Below are 22,033 nucleotides of genomic sequence, written 5' to 3'. Positions count from 1 at the left end.
ATGGATAATACCGCGCTATTAAGTGCAATGACCGAGCCCGTCTATCAAAAATTACTGCAAGCCGTTGAAACCGGAAAGTGGCTTGATGGCTCACCCCTAAGCGAGCAGCAACGAGAAACCTCTATGCAAGCCGTGATGTATTATCAGGCAAAATTCCTGGACTCTGACCAGCATATGACTGTAGGTGCAGACGGTGAAATAGTGCATAGAAGTCGTCAATCATTGCAACAAGAGCTGAAGCAAGAATCTCATAACACTCAAACAATAGCGCGGTTTAAACAGGATGATATTTAAACATTTTTTTCGTTCTAAGCATCAAAACCCTGATCCTCAAGTTCGTCTTCAGGCAATCAAGAATCTAGATAAGCAAGATCCTCAGCACAAAACACTGTTGCATGAACTGGCTTTTAACGACGGCGATACCAATGTCAATTTAGCGGCTTTGCAAAGGCTGGATAGTTTTGCGCTGTGGTATAAAATGTCGCAGATTGGTAAAAACGAAAGAGTGCAAAAAAAGTCACTGCAGTTTGTTGAAAGCGCCTTATTGGATGCCAAAAACCAAGTGCTATCTGAACAACAAAAACGTGAGTTTATTTCAGAAACTGGTGATAAACCGCTTATTGAAAAATTACTGAGCCAAGCTTGGATCCAGCAAGATACTGAGCTGACCATGAGTTTGCTGCAAAAAGCAGACAAGCCACAACTGCAAGAAAAACTGCTACTAGACACTCAAAATGAGAGCTTACAAGTAGCCATAATCGCCACCTTAACCGACAGCGCACCTGCCCGTAAACTGTTGAATAAAATACTTAAAAAAACGTCATCAAGTACCTTAAAATCTTTGGCCGATAAAACCCTGCAAGCATGGTTGGTGGCGCAACAAGCGCCTATTGAAGTTGAGCAGCAAGTGACTATGGTGTTGTCTCGTATGCTAGCGTTGAAAGACCGCAGCGACTTTCCTCATATGCAACAACAGCAAATAGCCTTAAACGCTGAGTATGCCCAAATTACCGAACGTTTTTTATGCCTAACAGAGCAAAAACGTGCCGAAATAGAACAAAAATATACTGATATTTCTGCACGCATTGAGACATTAATCAAGTCTCTCAAACCCCAGTGGCAAGCACAGCAGGCTGAGCGGGCTTTAAGTCTCAGTATACAAACCTTAGTGGCAGACATTAAGCAAAGCTTAGCTCAGCAAGCTACACAACTTACCACCCAACTGAGTGACATCACCCCAGCCGAAGTACAACATTTTGCACAAGAGCTCACACAACACTTAGAAAAATTGCACAGTTTAACTAAACAGCTGCCCGCCACTGAACACACCGCCCATAAGACTTTAGAGCACGCTAACAATCAGTTGCAGACGCGCTTACATTCGCTCGAGCATATTCCAGAATTACAACAGGCTATTCAATTAGGGCAGGGGCTGGTGGAAAATTTTTCAAGCCTTGCACTGCCAAATGATGCCAGCCAAGTTGAGGCAGCAGAAGAATATTTTAAAGAGCAACAGCAAGAGTGGCGTAATATCACGGCTAGTCATCAAGCCCATATTCCTACTAGCCTAACCAAGCAGTGGGAGCAACAGGTAAAGGTGTGGCGTCAGGCCATTAAGTCTTTAAGAAGCCAAATAAACAGCGAAGTGTCTCGTTGTAGAAACAAAATAAAAGCGGTTGAAAGCCTGATCAGTCAAGGTAAATATAAAGCGGCCTTGCAGTTGTATCAGAAGGTGCAAAATTGGTTTAATGCCTTGCCAGAGAAACAACAAGGACAACTTGAGCGGCACTTTAATACAGCTAAAGAAAAAATAGAAAACCTAAAGGACTGGCAAGACTATATTGCCGCGCCTCGTAAACCAGCGTTACTGGCAGAAGCAGAGGCGTTAGTGGCACAGCCATTAGAGATTAACGCGCAATCTTCAGCTATCAAGTCGTTACGCAGCCAATGGAATAGCATGGGTAAAACAGATACCGAGTCTGACCAAGCATTAAACGAGGCATTTGAAACAGCTATTGAGAAAGCTTTTGCACCATGCCGCGAATATTACGATCAACAACAGCAACAGCGCGAACAAAACATGCTGGCTAAACAGCAGCTGTTGAGTGAAATCAAGGCACTAGATGAGCCAGACTGTGGCGGTGCTGAATTGGCTAAGAGGTTAAGAGCAATACAACAAAAATGGAAAAATATTGGCGAGGTTGACTACAAGCAGCGCCACGCCTTATTTGAAAGTTACCAGCAGTTACTTAACCCGCTCAGAGATAAAGTCAGCGCTTTTTATACAGACAATGCCGAGCAAAAACAGGCACTTTTAGGTAAGGCCGAGAAGTTACTAGAATTGGACGGGATAGATGAAGCCATAGAGCAAGCCAAAAAATTACAACAGACATGGAAAACCATCGAACATGCCGGCAAAAAAGCAGAAGCGAAGTTATGGCCTGCATTTAGGAAAGTAAACGACACTCTGTTTGCTAAAAAAGCCGCAACCCATCAACAGCAACAAGCACAGCTTAAACAGCAGGTCACAGCAGTTAAAGAACAAGTACTACAGCTCGAGTCCTTGATTGCTAACGCCAGTGATAAAACCAGCGTACAAAATGCCTTGCAAGATAAACAAAAGGTTATGGATGATATCTCAAGCTTACCTATGACCGAGCGCCGCACCCTAGAAAATCGTGTACAGAAAACGGTGGAGCTACAACAGGTGAAACTAACAGAGCTTGAAAAGTCCGCCCAAGGTCAAGTCTATATAGATTTGTTTGATGCTTTAAAAACGTGGCAAACAAATGGCGACATGCCCCAAGCTATCACCCAGTTAAGCAAGCCGTGGCAACAATGTTTTCGTGAGCCGATGGATAATGTAGATCGCCATGCACTCACCATTAAAATGGAAATTACCGCGCAGCAAGACTCGCCCAAAAAAGACGCAGAAAAACGAAAAACCATTCAGATGCAGCTTATGGCGCAGAAATTACAGTCTGGAGATAGCTTAGACTTACAAGCACTTCTCAAAGACTGGATTAAAGGTGGCCCTATAACAAAAGCCGATCTCACCTTACTTAAGCGCGTAGCGCCTTTGTTTCTAGGGTGATATATGCAAGATAAAGCCAGCTTAATTCGTTTAAACAAGTTTATCAGCGACTCAGGCTTCAGCTCTAGACGTGAAGCCGACAAACTGATTGAACAACAAAGAGTCAGAATAAACGGCGATATCCCCGAACTCGGCACTAAAGTCGCCCTAGGTGACGTAGTAACCATTGACGGCCAAGCTATTCACGCCAGCGCCACGGATAAAACAGACAGAGTCTATATTGCCTATCACAAGCCGGTTGGCATCACCTGCACCACGGAGCGACACATAAAAGGCAATATTGTTGATGCCATTGGTCACAAGCAAAGAATATTCCCCATTGGTCGCTTAGATAAGCCCTCTGAAGGTTTGATATTCTTAACCAGTGATGGCGATATAGTGAACAAAATTCTGCGGGCCGAAAACGCTCATGACAAAGAATATGTGGTAACAGTCAATCGCCCATTAACAGAACATTTCATAAAGAAAATGAGCAAAGGTATTCCTATCCTAGACACCATCACTAAGCCATGCCAAGTGACCATGCAAAGCAAGATGGTGTTTCGTATTGTATTAACGCAAGGTTTAAACCGGCAAATTCGCCGTATGTGTGAGTACTTGGGCTATGAAGTGGTCAAGCTCAAACGCACCCGCATTATGTCAGTACGCTTGGCTGGGTTAAAACCCGGACAATGGCGAGATTTGAGCGCTGCAGAGATGGTAGAAATCAATACTGCCGTAGCAGGGTCTAGCAAAACGGCTGTGTAGATGCTTGTTTATGCTCTTTATTCAGTTATTAGAGAGTTTTACGCAAGAAAACTAACAGCTTTAAAGCAACGGCTTCGCTACAAAGTGTGCTTTCAGTGGTCTTGACACCGCTGTTAATTTTCCCCTGTGAATTTCGTTAAAAGCTAAAAGGCATTTGATTTCCGATTAAAACATCTCCGGAACGATTGGGTTAGAGGGGAGCAATGTGTCATTCCCGAATGTTGTTATCGGGTATCTAGTGACTTACCCAGCCAAATTGGCTTGGATTAAAAGTCTAATTTCCTTTAGTCAGAGTTCTCCGTGGTCAGTATTCTTTTTGATAATCTTGACTGCTTAGGTGACCGCCTTTCGTCAATTTTTGATGACGAATGAATGGACGTTCGAGTGCTTGTCCATTAAAAGATGAGGGCTGATTGGACCTTTCAATGGTTAGTGTCTTTCCAGAATAATACTTTTCACTGAGTTTAATTGATATTTTGTCAAAGGTGGGGGTAAATAGGGCATAGTCCATATCGCCCGGTGCTACTGGGTAGATCCCCATCATCGCAAATAATAACCATGCCGATAGAGTGCCTGCATCGTCGTTACCGGGTATGCCATGAGGCGCATTAACATAGTGTTGGGCGATAAGTTGCTGCACTTTTTCTCCGGTACGCCATTCTTGTCCTTTGACATAATTAAACAAGAATGGATAGGTAATATCGGGCTCGTTTGCCATATCAAAATTATCGGTAGCAAAGCAGGCTATTAGCTGCTCTAAAAAGGCTTCTTCACCGCCTAATTGCTCGATTAAACCGGGCATATCATGGGGCACATAAAAGCGATAATTCCATGCATTGCCTTCAACATAGCCCGGTGCTGGTTCGAAGTTGCGGCCAAGTTCTGGATCATAAGGTGTCAGCCATTGGCCATTGGCAAATTTAGGGCGCAGCATGCCGGTGCTGGCGTCAAACAGCTTCTTGTAATTGGACGCTCGTTGGGAAAATAATTCTGCATCTTTTGTGTGACCTAGTGTGCTGGCAAGCTGGCTTAAATTCCAATCGGCAATATAATATTCGAGGCTAGTGGATACGCTGCCACCCCAGGTATCTTCTTTATCTACCGGTACATAGCCGTGCTCAATGTACTGGTGATTGTCTGGGCGTAGGAGATTATTCTCGGTCTGCAAGGCGGCTTTCTTGGCGGCGGTGTAGGCACTATTGATGTCAAAGTCTATGATCCCGCGCAAGTATGTATCGGCAATCACCACTGAGCCTGGATCGCCCACCATCACTTGGGTTTCCATGCCTAGGAGTTCCCATTTCGGCAGCCAGCCGCTTTCTTTGGCCATCTCGGTCATGGTATTAACCATTTGTGATTGTAACTCGGGGTAAACGAGGCTTAAGAATGGGTGTAAATTGCGGCTGGTATCCCACAGTGAGAATACCGAATAACGATTTTTGCCTTGAGTATTGCCTACACCATGGGAGCCCATTAAAGGATAATCGCCATTGCTGTCTTGAATAATATTGGGGTGAATGAGCACATGGTAAAGGGCCGAATAGAAGATAGATTTTTGCTGTTGTTTGCCTTCGACTTGAATGCGGCTGAGTAGGTCATTCCATTTTTGTTTAGCGTCGCTTTTAACCTGTTCAAAATTGAATGCTGGCTGCTCTGCCATTAAGTTTTCGCGGGCGTTTTCAATACTCACATAAGAAATGCCAACCTTAACTTCAATTTGTTGAGGTTTGTCTAAATCATAACTGAAATAGGCACCGATATTATCGCCTGCCATAGGCAAGGTATAACTAGGGTAGGGTTTGTAGCTGTTGTTGTATTTTACCCAATCGGCTTCTACGCCTTGGTATGTTGGCATCTTCTTCCAGCTTCCAAAGGTGTTAGCGGGTTTACTGAATTTCGCCACAAAATAAACCGGACGCACATCTTCAGGGTGATAACAAAAAGTGCCTATGGTTTTAAAGCCTTCTACTTCATCATTAGCCACAACCTTAAGCATGCTACCGCTTTCGTTGGTGAGTCCCAAGCCAAGGTTTAATAAAATATTGGCTTTGCCAGCGGGGAAGGTATAACGGCTAATGCCAGTGCGTAAGGTGCTGCCCAGCTCTGCTTGAATATTGTATTTTTGCAAGATGGAGCTGTAATAACCCGGTGTGGCCACTTCATCTCGGTAAGTACTGCCATATTGTTCGGGGTCGAGTTCTAAGTCGCCGCTGGTGGGCATCAGCAATATGCTGCCTAAGTCGGGGCAGCCTACACCGCTTAAATTGACATGGCTGTAACCCGTTAAGAACTTATTGTCGTGTACATAAGGCCGAGAATGCCAGCTGGCGTCTTTCTCGAAAGGGTTTTCCTCGCCTTGCTTAAAGGCCACATTAAATGGCACCACAGATGCCATACCATGAGGATATTGAGCGCCGGGATGGGTGGCGCCAAAATTCGAGGTGCCAATAAAGGGGTTCACCCAATCTACAGGCTGTTTTTTAACGCTTGCTTGTAGTGCAAAACTCGCCAAAAAAGTAACAGCTACAATAATTTTCATTTTGGACTCTCTGACATAGTAAATACTAGCTGGCCACCCTGCATGATTTCCTGATGGGTAATAGTGTATCGATTAAGTGGTTTGCCATTAAGGCTTACGGATTTTACGTAGACATTCTTAGGCGACTGATTATTAGCTATCACTGAAAATACCTTGCCATTGTCTAGTGTGATTTGCGCAGAATCCACTTCTGGACTGCCCAATACATAATCACCGGATGCCGGATTAACCGGATAAAAACCTAAGGCACTAAACATATACCAAGCCGACATTTGGCCGGCATCTTCATTGCCGCATAAACCGTTGGGTGTGGTGTTATATAGCTGATCCATGATTTGCCGCACGCGGGCTTGAGTCTTGTGGGGAGCGCCAGAAAATTGATACAAATAGGGCACATGGTGGGCAGGCTCATTGCCGTGCACATATTGGCCGATATAGCCGGAAATCCACTCCGGTAATTCATCTTCCCCTTGTAGGGTGCTAAACATCTTATCGAGTTTGGCATTGAACGGGTGATTTCCCCCCATTAAGCCAATCAGTCCATCGACATCATGGGGAACAAAGAAGTTATATTGCCAAGCATTGGCTTCGCAGTAATCTTCGCTATCGTAGGCTAGAGGATCAAAATGGGGCTTAAAATTACCATCACTTTGGCGAGCGCGCATAAATTGAGACGCTTTATCAAAGTGCTGTCGGTAATTTTGCGAACGTCCAAGAAAATACTGATAATCATCTTCTTTGCCAAGAGATTTGGCCATTTGGGCAATGGCCCAATCATCGAAGGCATATTCTAAGGTTTTGGATACATTCCACTTACCCGATTCGACCGGTACATAGCCAAGCTGCTTGTAGTCATCGATACTAAATGCATCCTGCATGGCACTTTTTTTCATAGCCTGATACAAGTATTCGGGATCGGCATCGGTTAATCCTTTGAAATAAGCATCTGCCAGTACAGGCACCGCATGGTAACCCATCATCATATCGGTCTCATTACCTTGGAAATTCCACACCGGCAACAAACCATATTCTTTATAGTGAGCCAAAAGGGATTGCATCATCTGTTTGCTGGCTTGTGGCTCGGTGATGGTTTTCCACGGATGCAGGGCGCGAAACGTATCCCACAACGAGAAGAATGAGTATCGGGGCATGCCCTGTGATTGATGAATATTGCCGTCTGGCCCTTTGTACTGACCATTGGCATCGGAAAATACTCTAGGGGCTAAAAATGAATGATAGAGGGCTGTATAAAATTGGGTCTTATTATCTTCACTGGCGCTAACTTGAACTTTGCCAAGGGCTTGTTGCCATGCGGTTGAGGCTTGTTGACGGATTTGTTCAAAGGATAAACTGGGATCATCATGGGCAAAGTTTTGCTTGGCATTGTCGATGCTGACCGAGCTAATGGCGGTTCTAACTTCTACGGTTTTATTTTCATCTAGCTCAAAAAAGAACAGTGATGCGATATCGGTACCGCTGGCCTGTTTGTGTGTGTTTTGCGCGCCCGATTGAGTGATTTTATGGGTGGCAAAGGGCTGTGAGAATTCAGTATAAAAATACACTCTTTGATCTTTAGCCCAGCCGGTGGATTTACGGTAACCGGCGATGCTGTGATCATCAATAATTTGGATATGACTATCTAAGGTTTTATCCCAATTGCGGGCATAGCCTAAGTCTAGTTTGACACGACCTTGGGTTGTGTTTGGCGAAAACTGGTAGCGTTGTAAACCTGTCCTTAATGCTGCGGTAAGTTCGACATTGATATCATAACTTTCTAAAAACACCTGATAATAACCGGGTGAGGCAGCTTCATTATCATGGCTAAAAGTAGAGTAGGTCGTGGCGGTTGTTTTTACGTCATCCAGTTTTTTGCTTTGCGGCTTACCTACAAGGGGCATAAAAGAAATATCATACAGATCGCCGGCGCCGGTGCCAGACAAGTGAGTGTGGCTGAATCCAGCAATCACATCATCGGGGTAAAAGTAGCCTGAGATCCAGTCCCAGCCATTACGCCCATTGTCTGGGCTTAATTGCACCATGCCGTAGGGTAGAGTAGCACCGGGATAGGTTTTGCCTTTGCCGTCGGTGCCGATAAAAGGATCGACATATTGGGTTACGTCTTTGCTCTGGGCGGAGGGGGCGGTACTTGTCTGTTGTCCAGCGCAGCCGATCAGTGTAAACAGCATGACACAGCCGAGCGCCGCTTTTAACAATCTGTTGTTCATTGATTTAGCCTAGTACTCGTAATACTTCAAAGCAGGCACCAAGATTATGATAATCACACTTGGCACCGGCGGCACTTTTTTGATTAGACAAAGCGTTATTTTGTCTGCCTAACACTCTAAACCATGCACCATGTTGATGGTCGACTAAATGCTCCCAGCAGTAGTGCCAGAGTTGTTGATATTGGGTCATATATTTTTGATCTTGGGTGACCTCAAACAACATGGCGGCCGCGGCAAATGATTCGGCTTGCACCCAGAAATATTTGTCGTCATCGCACCACTTGCCTTGTGGATCGAAGCCATAAATCAAACCGCCGTGTTCGCTGTCCCAAGCCGCTTCGAAGGCTCGGTCAAATAAGCTCTTGGCGGTATCGACCAACCATTGCGCTTTATTATGACGATAGATCATCAACAATAACTTAGTCCACTCGGTCTGATGTCCCGGTTGAAAGCCCCAAGGACGATATAAGTTTTTAGGATCGTCCTTGTTATATTCCCAATCGGGTTCAAAGTCGGTGGTGTAATGTTCCCAAACCAGACCATCGGTCATTGTGGCCTGACGCTGGGTAATATTTTTGGCAATAGTCATGGCGCGGTCGAGAAATTTGCTGTCGGCAGTGGCTTCATAAGCGGCAATCATGGCTTCGCATAAATGCATATTGGCATTTTGACCACGATAATCCGATAACACACCATCTGCACTAATCTCATCGGCATATAAACCGTGTTCTGCCTGCCAGAAACGTTGTTCTAACAGTGAATAAGTGTGCTGGATGATATCATCTGACTCAATCACACCGGTCTTTTTGCAAATAGAATAGGCCAATAACACAAAGGCATACCCATAGGCTTGCTGAGTCATATCATCGGGTTGATGATTGTTTAGGGTCCAAGCATAGGATTGACTTTCAGCTTGCCAATGATGGCTTTCAATATAATCGAGGCCATGCAGTGCCATTTTATGGTATTGCGGATTTTTTAATACCTTGCCCGCCATTGCATAATTGACCACAATCCTGGTGCTGCTAACTAATTGCCTAAATTCTGGCTCAAACAGCTCGCCATTATCTAAATAGTTTTGGAAAAAGCCGCCACTTGTGTCGACCACTCTAGGATCGTAAAAACCCATAATGCTTTGTGCGTGCTGTTGTAAAAATTCTGTGCTGTAAAAATTCATGTGGTTTCTCTTAATTTGTTTGTGTTGGCAATGCCATGTTTGCTGGCCACTGCTGTGCCACTTCATCAAATACAGGCAATGCGGGAAAAGCACCTAGCCGAGTAACGGCTAAGGCGCCACAGTGGGAAGCAAATTGAATCAACTGGCCTAAGGCTTGCTCATTTTGAATAATGCTATCTTGATTAACACTTAATCCAAACAACAGCGCACCGATAAAAGCATCGCCACCGGCTGTGGTATCAACTGCATGTACTGTGGGCGGGGTAACGGTGAATTGCCCTTGCTGGGTATGCACAAAAATATCCCCTTGGGCATCGGTGACTATGGCCAGCTTGACCCCAGAGGCTAAACATTGCTGCAAATATTGTTGCTGGTTATCCTCGGCTAAATAGGCCAATTCATCTTTAGAAAATTTAACGATATCTGATGCCATCACCAATTGATTGACTAAGGCAATATCGGCAGCGCCCGATGACCACAAATTATGCCGCAAGTTAACATCGAAACTGACCAAGGCATCGTTCTGCTTGGCTCGTTTCACCAGTGCAAGGGTGCAGTCTGCAATAGCACTTTCGGTTAAGGTATTACTACAAAAATGCACTATGGCCTGATGAGCAAACCAGCTGTTGTCAATCTGACTCTGAGCAAAGAGTAAGTCAGCGGTGTTCTGCCTAAAAAAGTTAAAGCTGCGATCGCCGCTTTCATCCAGCATCACAAAAGCCAGTGCCGTATTAGCAGTGGCGTGGCGGAGAAGCAAACTCGTATCTACGCCATATTGTTGTAAGGCATCTTCTAGAAAATCGCCAAAGCTATCGCTACCTACTTGCCCAGCAAACTGAGCCTTACCGCCCAATTTGGCTACGGCAACTGCGGCATTAGCCGGTGCGCCACCGGGATATTGGCGGAACTCTTTAAGCGTTAACAGACCATCTTGACTGTTATTGAAATTTAAAAAATCAATTAACGCTTCGCCAAAACAAATAACCGGCCTCATGGTGCTAAATCTGCCGTGTCTGCATCGTCTACGGATTTTTCTTTAGAGCCAACTAAGGCGTACCAACTTATATAAATGTAAGCAAAAGCCGGCACCATAAAGCTCATTTGTACTGAAGTCATATCGGCCACTACACCTTGCAATAAAGGCAATAGTGCGCCGCCAACTATGCCTTGCACCAATAGTCCCGAACCACGACTGGTGAGGCTACCAAGCCCGGTGATAGCCATAGCAAAAATGGTGGGAAACATAATAGAGTTAAATAAACCAACAGCCAAAATAGTCCACATAGCCATGGGTCCTTCGCTGAAGATAGATAGAAATATACAGCCTATGGCCAACGCGCCATTCACGGCAAGAATAATGTTCGGACGCACAAAGTAGGTTAACGCGGCCCCTAAAAAGCGGCCGATTAGAGCTGCGCCCCAGTAATAAGACACCATTTTTCCGGCTTCATAATTGTTCATGGCCATAATATGTGACTCGGCGAAGTAGTTAACCAAAAAGCTACCAACCGAGACTTCGGCACCCACATACATAAATATGGCGACTGCCCCTAATACCAAACGTTTATGTTTCCAGATAGAGTCTTGCGAAGACGCTGACTCTGCTTGACTGTGACTATGCTCTAAAGCGGGTAATTTTAAAAAGCCAAAACACCCCGCTGTCACTAAAGCCACGCCTACTAAGATCAAGTAAGGTAACTGCACGGCTTGAGCACTTACTGCTGTGGCTGCACCGCTAAATATCAGCATAGTGCCGAACATAGGGCCAACTGTATGCCCCAATGAATTAATGGCTTGAGCTAAGTTTAGACGGCTGGCGGCGGTGCGTTCTTCGCCTAAAACCACCACATAAGGATTGGCCGAGACTTGTAATACGGTGATCCCTGAAGCGAGTACAAATAAGGCGAATAAGAAAACACCATACACTTCAAGTTCAGCAGCTGGGTAAAAAATACCGCAACCACAAGCAATACCAAGTAATCCTATGATAATGCCTTTTTTATAGCCTGTTTTTTCAATAAGTCGACCAGCGAAAGGGGAGACAACAAAGTAAGCACCAAAGAAACAAAACTGCACTAAGGCCGCTTGAAAATAAGACAAGTCGAAGGCTGCTTTTAGATGAGGGATCAAAATATCATTTAGGGCGGTAATAAACCCCCAGATAAAAAATAATGAAGTCATAGCCACAAAAGCGAACTTGGAATTCATTTCGCCCTTTAACGCTACAGGTGGTTGAGTTGAAATATTGCCAGCCATTAGTTCACCTTGCTAGTTATGTTGTTGTAAGTCGACATTGAAAAAGGTCTTGCGTCTTTTGCCGTTGCCCAGTTCAAGTTTGGTTTGTTGTCCATTTTGAATAATAAAGTTCCACCCGCTTGTATTGCTTTGTGATCAATCCAAGACTTTTCATAAGTGGCACTGTTAAGTGCGGCGTGTTGAATGTAGGGTGTGTTGCTTGAATTCCCCTGAGCCTCAATCACAAATTTCTTGCCGTCTTCCATAGTCATAGTGATTTTTTCAAACAAAGGGCTCCCAAACACGTATTGAGTTGTACCCGGTGTGACCGGATAAAAGCCTAGCGCGCTAAATACATACCAAGCTGATGTTTGGCCGTTATCTTCATCACCACAGTAACCATCGGGTGTGGCGGAATAAAGCTTATCCATCACATTTCTTAATTTCTGTTGGGCTTTCCAAGACTGGCCGGCATGGTTATACAAGTAAATCATATGTTGGACGGGCTGATTACCGTGAGCATAGTTGCCCATATTCACTATCTGCATTTCACGAATTTCATGGATAGTGAAACCATAATAGGAATCATCGAATAAAGGCGGCATATCGAATACCGAGTCTAATTTATCGATAAAAGCTTGTTCACCACCCATTAGATTTTTTAGACCATCAATATCTTGAAACACTGACCATGAATAATGCAAGCTGTTACCTTCGGTGAAGGCATCACCCCATTTTAAAGGGTTAAACGGGGTTTGGAAGCTACCATCTTTATTTCTACCCCGCATCCATTTTGTTTCTGGATCGAGTAGATGTTGATAGTTGTAGGCTTTGTTAGCATATTTGGCGGCATCTTTGGTTTTACCCAGTTGGCTGGCAAGTTGCGCAATATTAAAGTCTGCAAAGGCATATTCGAGACTACGGGCAGCATTTTCGTGTATGCCTACATCGTATGGCACATAACCGAGTTTGTTATAATAATCGACCCCTTCGCGACCCACAGAGCTCACCGGCCGCCCTTCATTTACTGTGGCATTTTTAATTACCGCTTGGTATAAAGTATCGATATCGAAGCCGCGAATGCCCTTAATATAAGCATCGGCGATATTGATAGCGGAATTGGAGCCAATCATTACGCCTCTGTGTCCGGGGCTGGCCCATTCCGGCAACCAACCAGACTCTTTATATGTATTGGCCAAACCTTGCATAATTTGGGCATCAAGGCTGGGATACATCAAAGTGAAGAAAGGAAAAACTGCCCGAAAAGTGTCCCAAAATCCATTGTCAGTAAACATATAGCCCGGTAACACTTTGCCGTTATAGGGACTGTAATGCACCACTTCGTTGTCGGCGTTGTATTCATAGAACTTACGGGGGAATAATAAAACGCGGTATAAAGAGGAATAAAAGGTACGCACATTATCGATATTACTGTCTTCGATGCGTAAGCGACTTAATTCCTGCTGCCAAGCCCCGTGGGCTTTGGTGCGAGTTTGCTCGAAGCTATCTTTGCCAATTTCCCTGTCTAGATTTAACTGTGCTTGCTGGTGACTGATAAAAGAGGACGCCACTCGGACATTCACCTGTTCGCCCCGCTTGGTTTTAAAGCTGATGATCGCGCCAACATGATCGCCTTCGCTTTGAGTGGTGTTTTTAGATAGCTTCCACTCATCATGCCAAGTGTGAGTGAACTCAAAATCTTTGTCGAACTCAGCCACAAAATAATTATGGAAGTTGTCGGGCACGCCACCATGATTATTGCGTACATAGCCAATAATCTTACGTTGTTTGGGCAGGATTTTTACCATCGAACCTTTATCGAAGGCATCTATAATAATGTGTGCCGAGTTGGTTTCAGGGAAACTAAAACGAAAATGCGCGGCGCGCTCGGTTGGCGTGACTTCGGCAGTCACATCATAGTCGGCTAAATACACGCTGTAATAGTCAGGACTGGCTTGCTCGGCTTTATGGGAAAACCACGATGCACGTTCATCTTCTTTGTATTTTAATTCGCCGGTCACGGCCATCAAAGAAAACGCAGCATAGTCATTTAACCAAGGGCTGGGTTGATGGGTTTGTTTAATGCCACGGATCTTGTTTTCGTTATATTTGTAAGTCCAGCCGTCACCCATTTTCGAGGTCATCGGTGTCCAAAAATTCATCGCCCAAGGCGTGGCAATGGCGGGGTAAGTGTTGCCGTTGGACAGGCTAAACTTAGAATCGGTGCCCATCAGTGGGTTTACATATTGGACTAAGTCGTGTTCTACCAAGTTTACTGAACTTGTTGATTGAGGCGGTGCCGCCATACATGACAATGATAGAACACAAGAAAGAGCGATGTTTTTTATATATTTCATTTTATATTCAATAGTTTAAGTCCAAATTAAGCTGCTAAATCCATGCTTGGGAGCATTGTTTTTAATTAGATTTGGAGTGTTGTAATCGATTACATTTAGTCATAGTATAGTAAGGGTAAGAATTATTCAATATCTAAATTACTTTCGAGCTATTGCTATAAGATGTTGAATTGTAAGGTTATTTTGTTTTTTGTTGATGATGAAAGAAGAAGAAGCCTTTCGAGGGGGGTTAGTTATTGGATAGCTAATCAGAAAGTATTCTAGAAACTTGTTGTTTGCCATGTGGTGCATTACTTTTATCAGGATTTATGGCTATTTACCTATTTTTAACAATATAAGTATTTGGAAGTGATTTTACGATGACTACGATCAAAACAGTATGCAAATTGGCCGGAGTGTCGACCGCCACTGTGTCGCGGACATTAAAAAATCCTGAACAGGTGACCGCCAAGACCAAAGAGCGGGTTTTTAAAGCCATTGAGCAAGCAGGATATCGTCCGAACTCTTTGGCATCTAGTATTAAAACAGGTAAGTCTAATGCGTTAATGGTGTTAGTACCGAACTTAGTGAACCCGTTCTTTTTAAAGATTATTCAAGGCATAGAAATTGCGGCGCAAGAGCAAGGATATTCTGTGTTATTGGGAGATACTCAAGGTGATATCAAGCGCGAAAATGAATATGCCGCTATGGTGCTTTCAAACCGTGCTGACGGCTTAATTCATCTTGACCATTCTTTTCCTTTTTCCAAAAATGACGCTTATCTAGCTGAGCAAGTTGCTATGGTTAGTGTGTGTGAAAGGATAAAAAGCGAGCATGATTATCCCTTTATTGAATTGGATAATCATGCCGCAACCCGTGCCATTACAAATCATTTGGTTGGTTATGGGCACTCTCATTTTGGCGTGATAACAGGGCAAATTGAGAGTCGAATATATCAAGATCGTCTAGCAGGAATAAGAAGTGTATTGTCAGAAGAAGGTATCCCGTTAGATGACAATATGATCGTTGGGGGCGAGTACTCTATTGAGTTTGGGCAACAAGGGATTAGACAGTTGCTTGCACAAAACAACCCCCTCACGGCAGTCATTTGTTTTAACGATGATATTGCTATCGGTGCTATTCATGAGCTAAAAAAACATGGTTTACGGGTCCCGCAAGATATCTCAGTGGTAGGTTTCGATAACATAAAAGTATCGGCTTTTATTGATCCGCCGCTAACCACTATTGACCAGCCAACTTTGGAAATGGGTAAAAAGGCTGTTGAGGTAGTGATGCAACAAATTAAAGGTATACCCATGAGTCGAAATCGCTTCATTTTGCCTTATTCATTGCTTGAGCGAGACAGTAGTGGGCCAGTACGTTTACAAAACTAAAACTGTTACTAATTTGTTATAATATTATAAATACAAGTTGACAGAAAAATTGCACCCTACTAAGATTACCTTCTTGTAATCGATTACAAATGGCATTTTTTGTAGTTAATTTTATACTGATTTAGAGAGTTTTTATCAGTTTTTGTTTTGAATGGATGTAATCGATTACATTTGTGGTTGTACCTAACGAACAGTTTACCGTAACGGTTGTGATTGAATTATCTATTAAAGGATGATGACCGTATTGCTAAGGAATAGCCGCATTAAGTTTCAATAAATAGGGACGTTAAGAAAGTATAAAAATAAACATTCATTTACTTATAAGAAAAGGTTAGTAGAGGAAATATCATGAAAGCACGCACCATGGGTAAATCGGCGTTTTCGCCAACCTCGGCGGTCTTTAAACGATCGTTGCTCTGTATTGCGATTTTCTCGGCCATGGGTTCAGCCCATGCTCAAGAACAACAGCAAACAGCAGATAAGGAACAAGAAGAAGCAGAAGTCATTGAAGTTAGAGGGATCCGCGCCAGTGCCGCAGAAAACCTTGCGATGAAGAGATTGTCTAACTCAGTATTAGATGCGATTAACGCAGAAGATATTGGTAAATTCCCCGATAAAAACGTTGCCGATTCATTGCAGCGTATACCTGGTGTTGTTATCCAGCGAAGTGGTGGTGAAGGCTCTTCGGTGAGTATTCGTGGCCTTTCTTCGGATCTAACTTTTACTCAGCTTAATGGCAACTTTATTGCCTCATCACCTGGTGCGCCTTCCCGCTCATTTTCATACGAACTATTGCCGTCTAACTTAGTTGGGCGTGTTGAAGTCTACAAGTCTTCTGAAGCGCGCTTAGATGAGGGCGGCGTAGGTGGTACTGTTATAGTGCATAGTCGCAAACCATTGGATATGGAAAGTGGTTCGGGTGCAGTGAACTTAGAATATACCTATGCCGATGTAACCGATAAGTACGAGCCACAATTTAGTGGTATTTATTCTTGGAAAAATGAAGACGAAAATTTCGGTATGTTGGTCGGTTATACCCAACAGGATAGAACCAATCGAACTCAAACTTCTGCCATTAATATCATGAACCAGAATTACGAGTATTCTGAAATGAAAGATGGTCAATTGGTTGAAGGTGGAGCCGTCGGTTTTGCACCACAGAGTTTCCGTCAATTAGTGCTTGAAGAAGATCGTGAGCGTACTGGTGTTCAGTTTACTGCTCAATGGGCACCGACTGAAAACTTCGAAATGGGTATCAACTATTTCCGCTTTACCTTGGGTTTGAACTCAATCTTGCACCAGCTCGAATACCCAGAGTGGCACAACAATAGAAATTATTGGACCGACGTCAGAGTCGACGAAGCGGCAGAATTTGTTACCGGCATCGATTACTCTGTGGGTGCCAATGGTGCTGAAGCCATAGCCCAAATTCCTCGTATAAACGGCGAATTCGTTATCGAAGAATCCACCTCTGATACCTTCGATATTTTCGCTAAATATGAAGGTGATTCATATAGTCTCGATTTTGTTGCAGGCCATACTGAGTCTGAAGGTGGCCCCACCGAAAAATACCGTTCTGCCTACTATTCAGGTTCAAATAGTCAAGCCGTCAATGGTTCTGATTTTTGGGGTTGGGATTTTAGCGGCCAACAGTTGGAAACTTATATGGATCCAGCTATGTTCACAAATTTACAAAATGGCATCGGTGGTGAGCCAGATATAGGCGCAACAGATTCTAGTTTTGTAGGTGGTACTCAAGAAGAAGATTACGCCCAGTTAGACTTGGAATATCTTCCCGATTGGGATGGCGTGGATGCATTACGTTTTGGGGTTAAATACCGCAACGGCAGTATTCGCCGTGATACACGAAATACCTTCTACTTAGCAAAAGACTTTGATGTCGCCGCAGGCGAGGCCGCTCCTGGTGGCATCACTTTAGAGGATGATTACTCTCGTAACGATGGTATTCCTTTGATTACCGATGTATTGGCCGATGCGCCTTTAGGTAATTTATCTGATGTGATTAATACCAATCTTTTCCCCGCAGTAGACTGGCATAAATATCAAGCGAACCTTAACGCTAACTTCAAACCTTATACCCGCTTTGAACCGGATTATGTATATGAAGTGGAAGAGAAAATCTATGCCGCTTATGCCCAAGCAGATTATAGCTGGAACAAAGTACGTGGTAACTTTGGTGTACGTGTAGTGCAGACTACCACAACCAGTACGGCCAGCGACCGTTTTGAGTATCGCTTAGATAGAACTGACGACAATGGCGTCGATATTCCAAATGATACAGCGGTGCAAAAAGAAATTGTCATAGTACCAAAAGAGAGCAAAGACACTGAAGTGTTACCTAGCTTCAATATCGCGTGGGACATTAATGAAGATTGGGTGTTACGTGGTGCAGCGGCTAAATTAATTTCCAGACCAGGTTACAGTGATTTGGGGCAGTTCCAAACATTAACCTATCGTTCTGCGGAGTGGGCGTCTGATTCCAGTGCTCGTGATGATTTTAATCCTGAAAGAGATGGCGAAGGTTGGACCGGAAGTGGCGGTAACTCTACTCTCGAACCATTTAAATCGACTCAAATGGATATCTCTCTAGAATATTATTATGGCGAAGGCTCAGGTATCAGCTTAGCCGTATTCCATAAGAATATTGATAACTTTGTGGTGCCTTTGATCTTAGAAGTTGATCGCAATGTTCCAAGTAGGAACTTCACATTACCTAATGGGCAAGATGTATCACTAGGTGGTGATGTTGTAGTAAGGAATTTCTCTACTTCAGGAAATGGTTCTAATGCTATTTCCAAAGGTATGGAACTGGCTGCGCAGCACTTTTTCGACAATGGTTTTGGTATTTACGGTAACTTTACTCGTAACTTAACCAATGTTGCAGATGTTGAAGTGGATGGTACTAAAGTGGGTGAATCACCTCTTGCCGGAAGCTCTAAGTATCAAGGTAACTTCTCAGTTTTTTATGAAAATGACTTGTTTAGTGCACGGATCTCATACAATCAGCGTGGGCCAACAATAGGTGGCCTGAATTTGTCTTGGGAGAAAAACTATTACACCGACACCTATGAACAAATTGACATCAACGGTAGCTACAACATCACTGAAAATCTCACTCTGTCCGCCTCCGTTATTAACTTAACTGAATCAGACAATTACACCCATTTAGGAAACGACACTAAGAATCGTTTTATTTCAAATAGTTATAGCGGACGTCGTTTATATGCTGGGGTTAACTACAGATTTTAAGTATCTCCCAGAATATGAATGTATTTAAACAGATGACGTTAAACAGATTGAATAGAGGAAAAATGAATGAACAAGCTCTATAAAACATTTAAGCCTGCTGCCATTATTATTGCAATGGGCTCACTTTATGGATGTGGTAGCGGTAATGATCCCGTCGCCACAGATTTGCCCGCTCGAGCAGCGGTTAACACCATGACATCGGCAGATGTAATGGGGTCGGCGGTAAAAGGGACGTTAAGCGGTGCTAAAGTCGCGATTACTCAACTTAATGGTGCTGATATTGTTATCTCTTCTGGCAGCCAAACGGATAGCCATGGTGAGATTAATTTGCAGCTCGAAGCGAATCCAGGTTTTGGTATCGACAGCGCTGTTGTTGTAACTGTAACAGCTGATAGCGCAACCACTATGATGTGTGATGCTATCACTTGCGCCGGTGTCGATATGGGTATGGAACTCAGTGGTGCGCCGTTGACTGGCTCAACCTTAAAATCCTTGGCCTATGTTTCTGTGCCCTACGCAAGTAGTGCAGATGGGTCAGCTGATGCCAGTTTTGTGGCTAACTCTTTGACCACAATTGCATCCGATTTACTCGAAAACGCCGCAGCTGCCGGTAAGAATATTTCAGTTAGGCCTTTGTTTGAACTGGCTATGAGTGAGTTTTCTACCATTACTTTAAAAGCATTAGGCGTGTTTTCTCCCGGTAGCAATGTTTTTGACCTACCTTTGATCAGCGCTGAGTCTTACGATAACTTCGTTGTAGGTCAAGACTGTGAAACGCTACAAGCCGTGGATGAAAATGGCGACCCACTATTTGAAGAAAATGGTGATGCAACACCAGGTGAAGAAGTTTGTAGTGATGTGTTAGCTAACGCCAATGTTATCAAGTTGTCTCTAGTGAATGCAGCTTTTGCTCACATCAATGAGCTTGAGCAATTTAATACCTTGCTTGATGAAACCGTTTCATTGACCGAATTGGCCATGGGTGGCGAACCTTCGGTGTTGGCACCTATTCGTGAACGTTTATTAGCTTCTGTTAGTGCCGTACCTTTCTTGGCAGAACTCGGTATGACAGCCGACCAAGTTATCGATGTGGAATTACCTTTCCTCGATGACACGCCAAGCAGTGGCCCGGTACAGGAAGTGACTAACGACGTGAATTTGGCCAGCGCCATAATCACAGCTCGTAATCGCATCGGTGATGGAGAAGCTGAATCCTTTGCCTTTGATGGCAGTGCGGAAACTAAATGGTTGGATCACAATGACTGGAGTGGAGCGCCTAGCGTTGAAGATCCTTCATGGGTTCAAGTGCAGTTTGCCGAAGCTCAGGCGGTCAGCAGCTTGTTTATGACCAGTGCCAATGATGCACCGGGCCGTGATCCTGAGAACTTTACTTTAGTTGCCTCAAACGATGGCACCAATTGGGTGGCGTTGGCCAGTTTCATTGGCGAAACCTTTGATGAACGCTTTGAACGTAAAGAATTCAGATTCAGTAATGGACTCGAATACACTCATTACCGCTTGAACATTACCAAAAACAAGGGTGATGACACCTTAATGCAAGTGGCTGAAATTGAATTTGTAGGACCCATTCATGCAAGCGTCGATCATACCGACCCGGTAGGAACTGGGGTTATTACTGCTAGAAACCGTATCGGTGACGGTGAAGCAGAGTCTTTCGCTTTCGATAATAATGCTGAAACTAAATGGCTCGATCACAATGACTGGAGCGGCGCTCCAACTGTTGATAATCCGTCATGGGTTCAGGTTGATTTTCCGCAAGCAGTGGCCGTTGATGTATTAGGTATTACTAGTGCCAATGATGCGCCGGGCCGTGATCCTGAAAACTTCACTTTAGTGGGCTCCAATGACGGCGGCACAACTTGGGTGACTTTAGGTGAGTGGATTGGTGAGGCGTTCGATGAGCGTTTCGAGCGTAAGTTATTGCGGGTCGATAATGTACTGGCGTTCGAGACTTATCGCCTGAATATCACTAAAAACAAAGGTGATGATACCTTGATGCAGGTCGCTGAGTTTGAGCTGATTGGTCCAAAAGTCGCAGGCCTTAATCATGGTCAATCTGCAGGCGTGGTGATCACCGGTCGTAATCGCATCGGCGATGGCGAAGCGGAAATATTTGCCTTTGATGGCGATGCCAATACTAAATGGTTAGATCACAATGACTGGTCAGGTGCACCAACGGATGAAGATCCATCTTGGATACAAATTCAAACCCTTGATGCCGTGGCGGTTAATAAGTTGGCGCTTACCAGTGCTAATGATGCACCGGGGCGCGATCCTGAAAACTTCAATATTGCAGGTTCAATGGATGGTACTAACTGGATTGTCTTAGGCAGCTGGATAGGCGAGTCCTTTGATGACCGTTTTGAGCGTAAACAGTTTAGCTTCGGAAACGACTTGGCATTCACTTACTATCGCTTGAATATCACCAAGAACAAAGGTGATGACACGCTAATGCAAGTGGCTGAAATCGAGATGCTAGGGCCGCAATATGCAGCCGTTGACCATTCGTCTGCCGCCGATGCAGTATATACCGCTAGAAATCGCATAGGAGATGGTGAAGCCGAACAGTTTGTATTCGATGATAATGTCGAAACCAAATGGCTCGATCACAATGACTGGAGCGGCGCTCCTACGGTTGAAAATCCATCTTGGGTACAAGTAGACTTCGATACCGCCCGTATTGTAAGCAGTATAGCTATCACTAGTGCTAATGATGCCCCAGGCCGCGATCCAGAAAACTTCACCTTAGTTGGCTCTAACGATGGTGGGGTTACATGGACGCCAGTGGCGAGTTGGATTGGTGAATCATTCGATAATCGTTTCGAGCGTAAGTTGTTTGAAATGGGGAATGGTTTTGCCTATAGCAGTTATCGTTTGAATATTACCAAAAACAAAGGTGATGACACCTTAATGCAAGTGGCTGAAATTGAACTAATAGGTCCTGAACTTTAAGTTTTAATAAGCATATAAGTAATATCTCGTTGCGCCACGAATA

Annotated in this window: 12 protein-coding genes; 6 read left to right on the top strand and 6 right to left on the bottom strand. The window is 44.1% G+C overall.

Going from position 1 to position 22,033, the window contains the following annotated elements; genetic code table 11:
* Genes Q0688_RS09800 through rluF form a run of 3 tightly spaced genes read left to right on the top strand, consistent with a single transcriptional unit; the run spans window position 1 to window position 3,841 of the window.
* Complete coding sequence (locus tag Q0688_RS09800) at window positions 1-294, top strand: DUF1315 family protein (RefSeq protein WP_299075345.1); 294 nt, start codon at window positions 1-3, stop codon at window positions 292-294.
* On the top strand, window positions 284-3,094 hold the full coding sequence (locus Q0688_RS09795) for a DUF349 domain-containing protein (RefSeq protein ID WP_299075343.1): 2,811 nt from the start codon (window positions 284-286) through the stop codon (window positions 3,092-3,094). The genes Q0688_RS09800 and Q0688_RS09795 overlap by 11 nt, the downstream gene beginning before the upstream one ends.
* 3 nt (window positions 3,095-3,097) lie before the next feature.
* Entirely contained in the window at window positions 3,098-3,841 is a 744-nt protein-coding gene (rluF, locus tag Q0688_RS09790; protein WP_299075340.1) for a 23S rRNA pseudouridine(2604) synthase RluF, read from the top strand.
* A gap of 304 nt (window positions 3,842-4,145) precedes the next feature.
* On the opposite strand, the gene Q0688_RS09785 is transcribed toward rluF, so the two are convergent.
* The 6 genes from Q0688_RS09785 to Q0688_RS09760 are packed head-to-tail and all read right to left on the bottom strand — an operon-like array spanning window position 4,146 to window position 14,374.
* Window positions 4,146-6,380 carry a GH92 family glycosyl hydrolase gene (locus tag Q0688_RS09785; RefSeq protein WP_299075337.1) on the bottom strand — a complete coding sequence of 745 codons (2,235 nt, stop codon included), beginning with the start codon at window positions 6,378-6,380 and terminating at the stop codon, window positions 4,146-4,148.
* Complete coding sequence (locus tag Q0688_RS09780; RefSeq protein ID WP_299075334.1) at window positions 6,377-8,605, bottom strand: GH92 family glycosyl hydrolase; 2,229 nt, start codon at window positions 8,603-8,605, stop codon at window positions 6,377-6,379. The genes Q0688_RS09785 and Q0688_RS09780 overlap by 4 nt, the downstream gene beginning before the upstream one ends.
* A 4-nt stretch (window positions 8,606-8,609) precedes the next feature.
* Window positions 8,610-9,782, bottom strand: a complete 1,173-nt coding sequence (locus tag Q0688_RS09775) for an AGE family epimerase/isomerase (protein ID WP_299075331.1) — start codon at window positions 9,780-9,782, stop codon at window positions 8,610-8,612.
* Window positions 9,783-9,792: 10 nt separating this feature from the next.
* Window positions 9,793-10,776 carry a carbohydrate kinase gene (locus Q0688_RS09770; protein ID WP_299075329.1) on the bottom strand — a complete coding sequence of 328 codons (984 nt, stop codon included), beginning with the start codon at window positions 10,774-10,776 and terminating at the stop codon, window positions 9,793-9,795.
* Window positions 10,773-12,038 (bottom strand): sugar MFS transporter, encoded by a 1,266-nt coding sequence (locus Q0688_RS09765; protein WP_299075326.1) that lies wholly within the window; start codon window positions 12,036-12,038, stop codon window positions 10,773-10,775. The genes Q0688_RS09770 and Q0688_RS09765 overlap by 4 nt, the downstream gene beginning before the upstream one ends.
* Window positions 12,038-14,374, bottom strand: a complete 2,337-nt coding sequence (locus tag Q0688_RS09760) for a GH92 family glycosyl hydrolase (protein ID WP_299075324.1) — start codon at window positions 14,372-14,374, stop codon at window positions 12,038-12,040. Before Q0688_RS09760 ends, Q0688_RS09765 begins: the two co-directional genes overlap by 1 nt.
* Before the next feature lie 359 nt (window positions 14,375-14,733).
* On the opposite strand from Q0688_RS09760, the gene Q0688_RS09755 reads away from it, so the two are divergent.
* The 3 genes from Q0688_RS09755 (at window position 14,734) to Q0688_RS09745 (ending at window position 21,990) form a co-directional block, all read left to right on the top strand.
* On the top strand, window positions 14,734-15,747 hold the full coding sequence (locus tag Q0688_RS09755) for a LacI family DNA-binding transcriptional regulator (protein WP_299075322.1): 1,014 nt from the start codon (window positions 14,734-14,736) through the stop codon (window positions 15,745-15,747).
* 348 nt (window positions 15,748-16,095) lie between these two features.
* Window positions 16,096-19,017, top strand: coding sequence for a TonB-dependent receptor (locus Q0688_RS09750; protein WP_299075320.1), 2,922 nt, complete (start codon window positions 16,096-16,098; stop codon window positions 19,015-19,017).
* A gap of 66 nt (window positions 19,018-19,083) precedes the next feature.
* A complete protein-coding gene (locus tag Q0688_RS09745) occupies window positions 19,084-21,990 on the top strand; it encodes a discoidin domain-containing protein (RefSeq protein ID WP_299075317.1) in 2,907 nt (968 codons plus the stop codon).
* Window positions 21,991-22,033: the final 43 nt, after the last annotated feature.

The sequence above is a fragment of the uncultured Paraglaciecola sp. genome (genome assembly GCF_937123705.1).
In the GTDB taxonomy this organism is placed as follows: Bacteria; Pseudomonadota; Gammaproteobacteria; order Enterobacterales; family Alteromonadaceae; genus Paraglaciecola.
Note: the sequence above shows the minus strand (reverse complement) of the source record. Positions and strands in the feature narration are given on the sequence as shown.

Excerpts from the sequence above, each read along its gene's own strand:
- Q0688_RS09760 (WP_299075324.1), bottom strand. The coding sequence starts at position 14,374 with ATGAAATATATAAAAAACATCGCTCTTTCTTGTGTTCTATCATTGTCA.
- rluF (WP_299075340.1), top strand. The coding sequence starts at position 3,098 with ATGCAAGATAAAGCCAGCTTAATTCGTTTAAACAAGTTTATCAGCGAC.
- Q0688_RS09755 (WP_299075322.1), top strand. The coding sequence starts at position 14,734 with ATGACTACGATCAAAACAGTATGCAAATTGGCCGGAGTGTCGACCGCC.
- Q0688_RS09800 (WP_299075345.1), top strand. The coding sequence starts at position 1 with ATGGATAATACCGCGCTATTAAGTGCAATGACCGAGCCCGTCTATCAA.
- Q0688_RS09785 (WP_299075337.1), bottom strand. The coding sequence starts at position 6,380 with ATGAAAATTATTGTAGCTGTTACTTTTTTGGCGAGTTTTGCACTACAA.
- Q0688_RS09750 (WP_299075320.1), top strand. The coding sequence starts at position 16,096 with ATGAAAGCACGCACCATGGGTAAATCGGCGTTTTCGCCAACCTCGGCG.
- Q0688_RS09765 (WP_299075326.1), bottom strand. The coding sequence starts at position 12,038 with ATGGCTGGCAATATTTCAACTCAACCACCTGTAGCGTTAAAGGGCGAA.
- Q0688_RS09775 (WP_299075331.1), bottom strand. The coding sequence starts at position 9,782 with ATGAATTTTTACAGCACAGAATTTTTACAACAGCACGCACAAAGCATT.
- Q0688_RS09795 (WP_299075343.1), top strand. The coding sequence starts at position 284 with ATGATATTTAAACATTTTTTTCGTTCTAAGCATCAAAACCCTGATCCT.
- Q0688_RS09780 (WP_299075334.1), bottom strand. The coding sequence starts at position 8,605 with ATGAACAACAGATTGTTAAAAGCGGCGCTCGGCTGTGTCATGCTGTTT.
- Q0688_RS09745 (WP_299075317.1), top strand. The coding sequence starts at position 19,084 with ATGAACAAGCTCTATAAAACATTTAAGCCTGCTGCCATTATTATTGCA.
- Q0688_RS09770 (WP_299075329.1), bottom strand. The coding sequence starts at position 10,776 with ATGAGGCCGGTTATTTGTTTTGGCGAAGCGTTAATTGATTTTTTAAAT.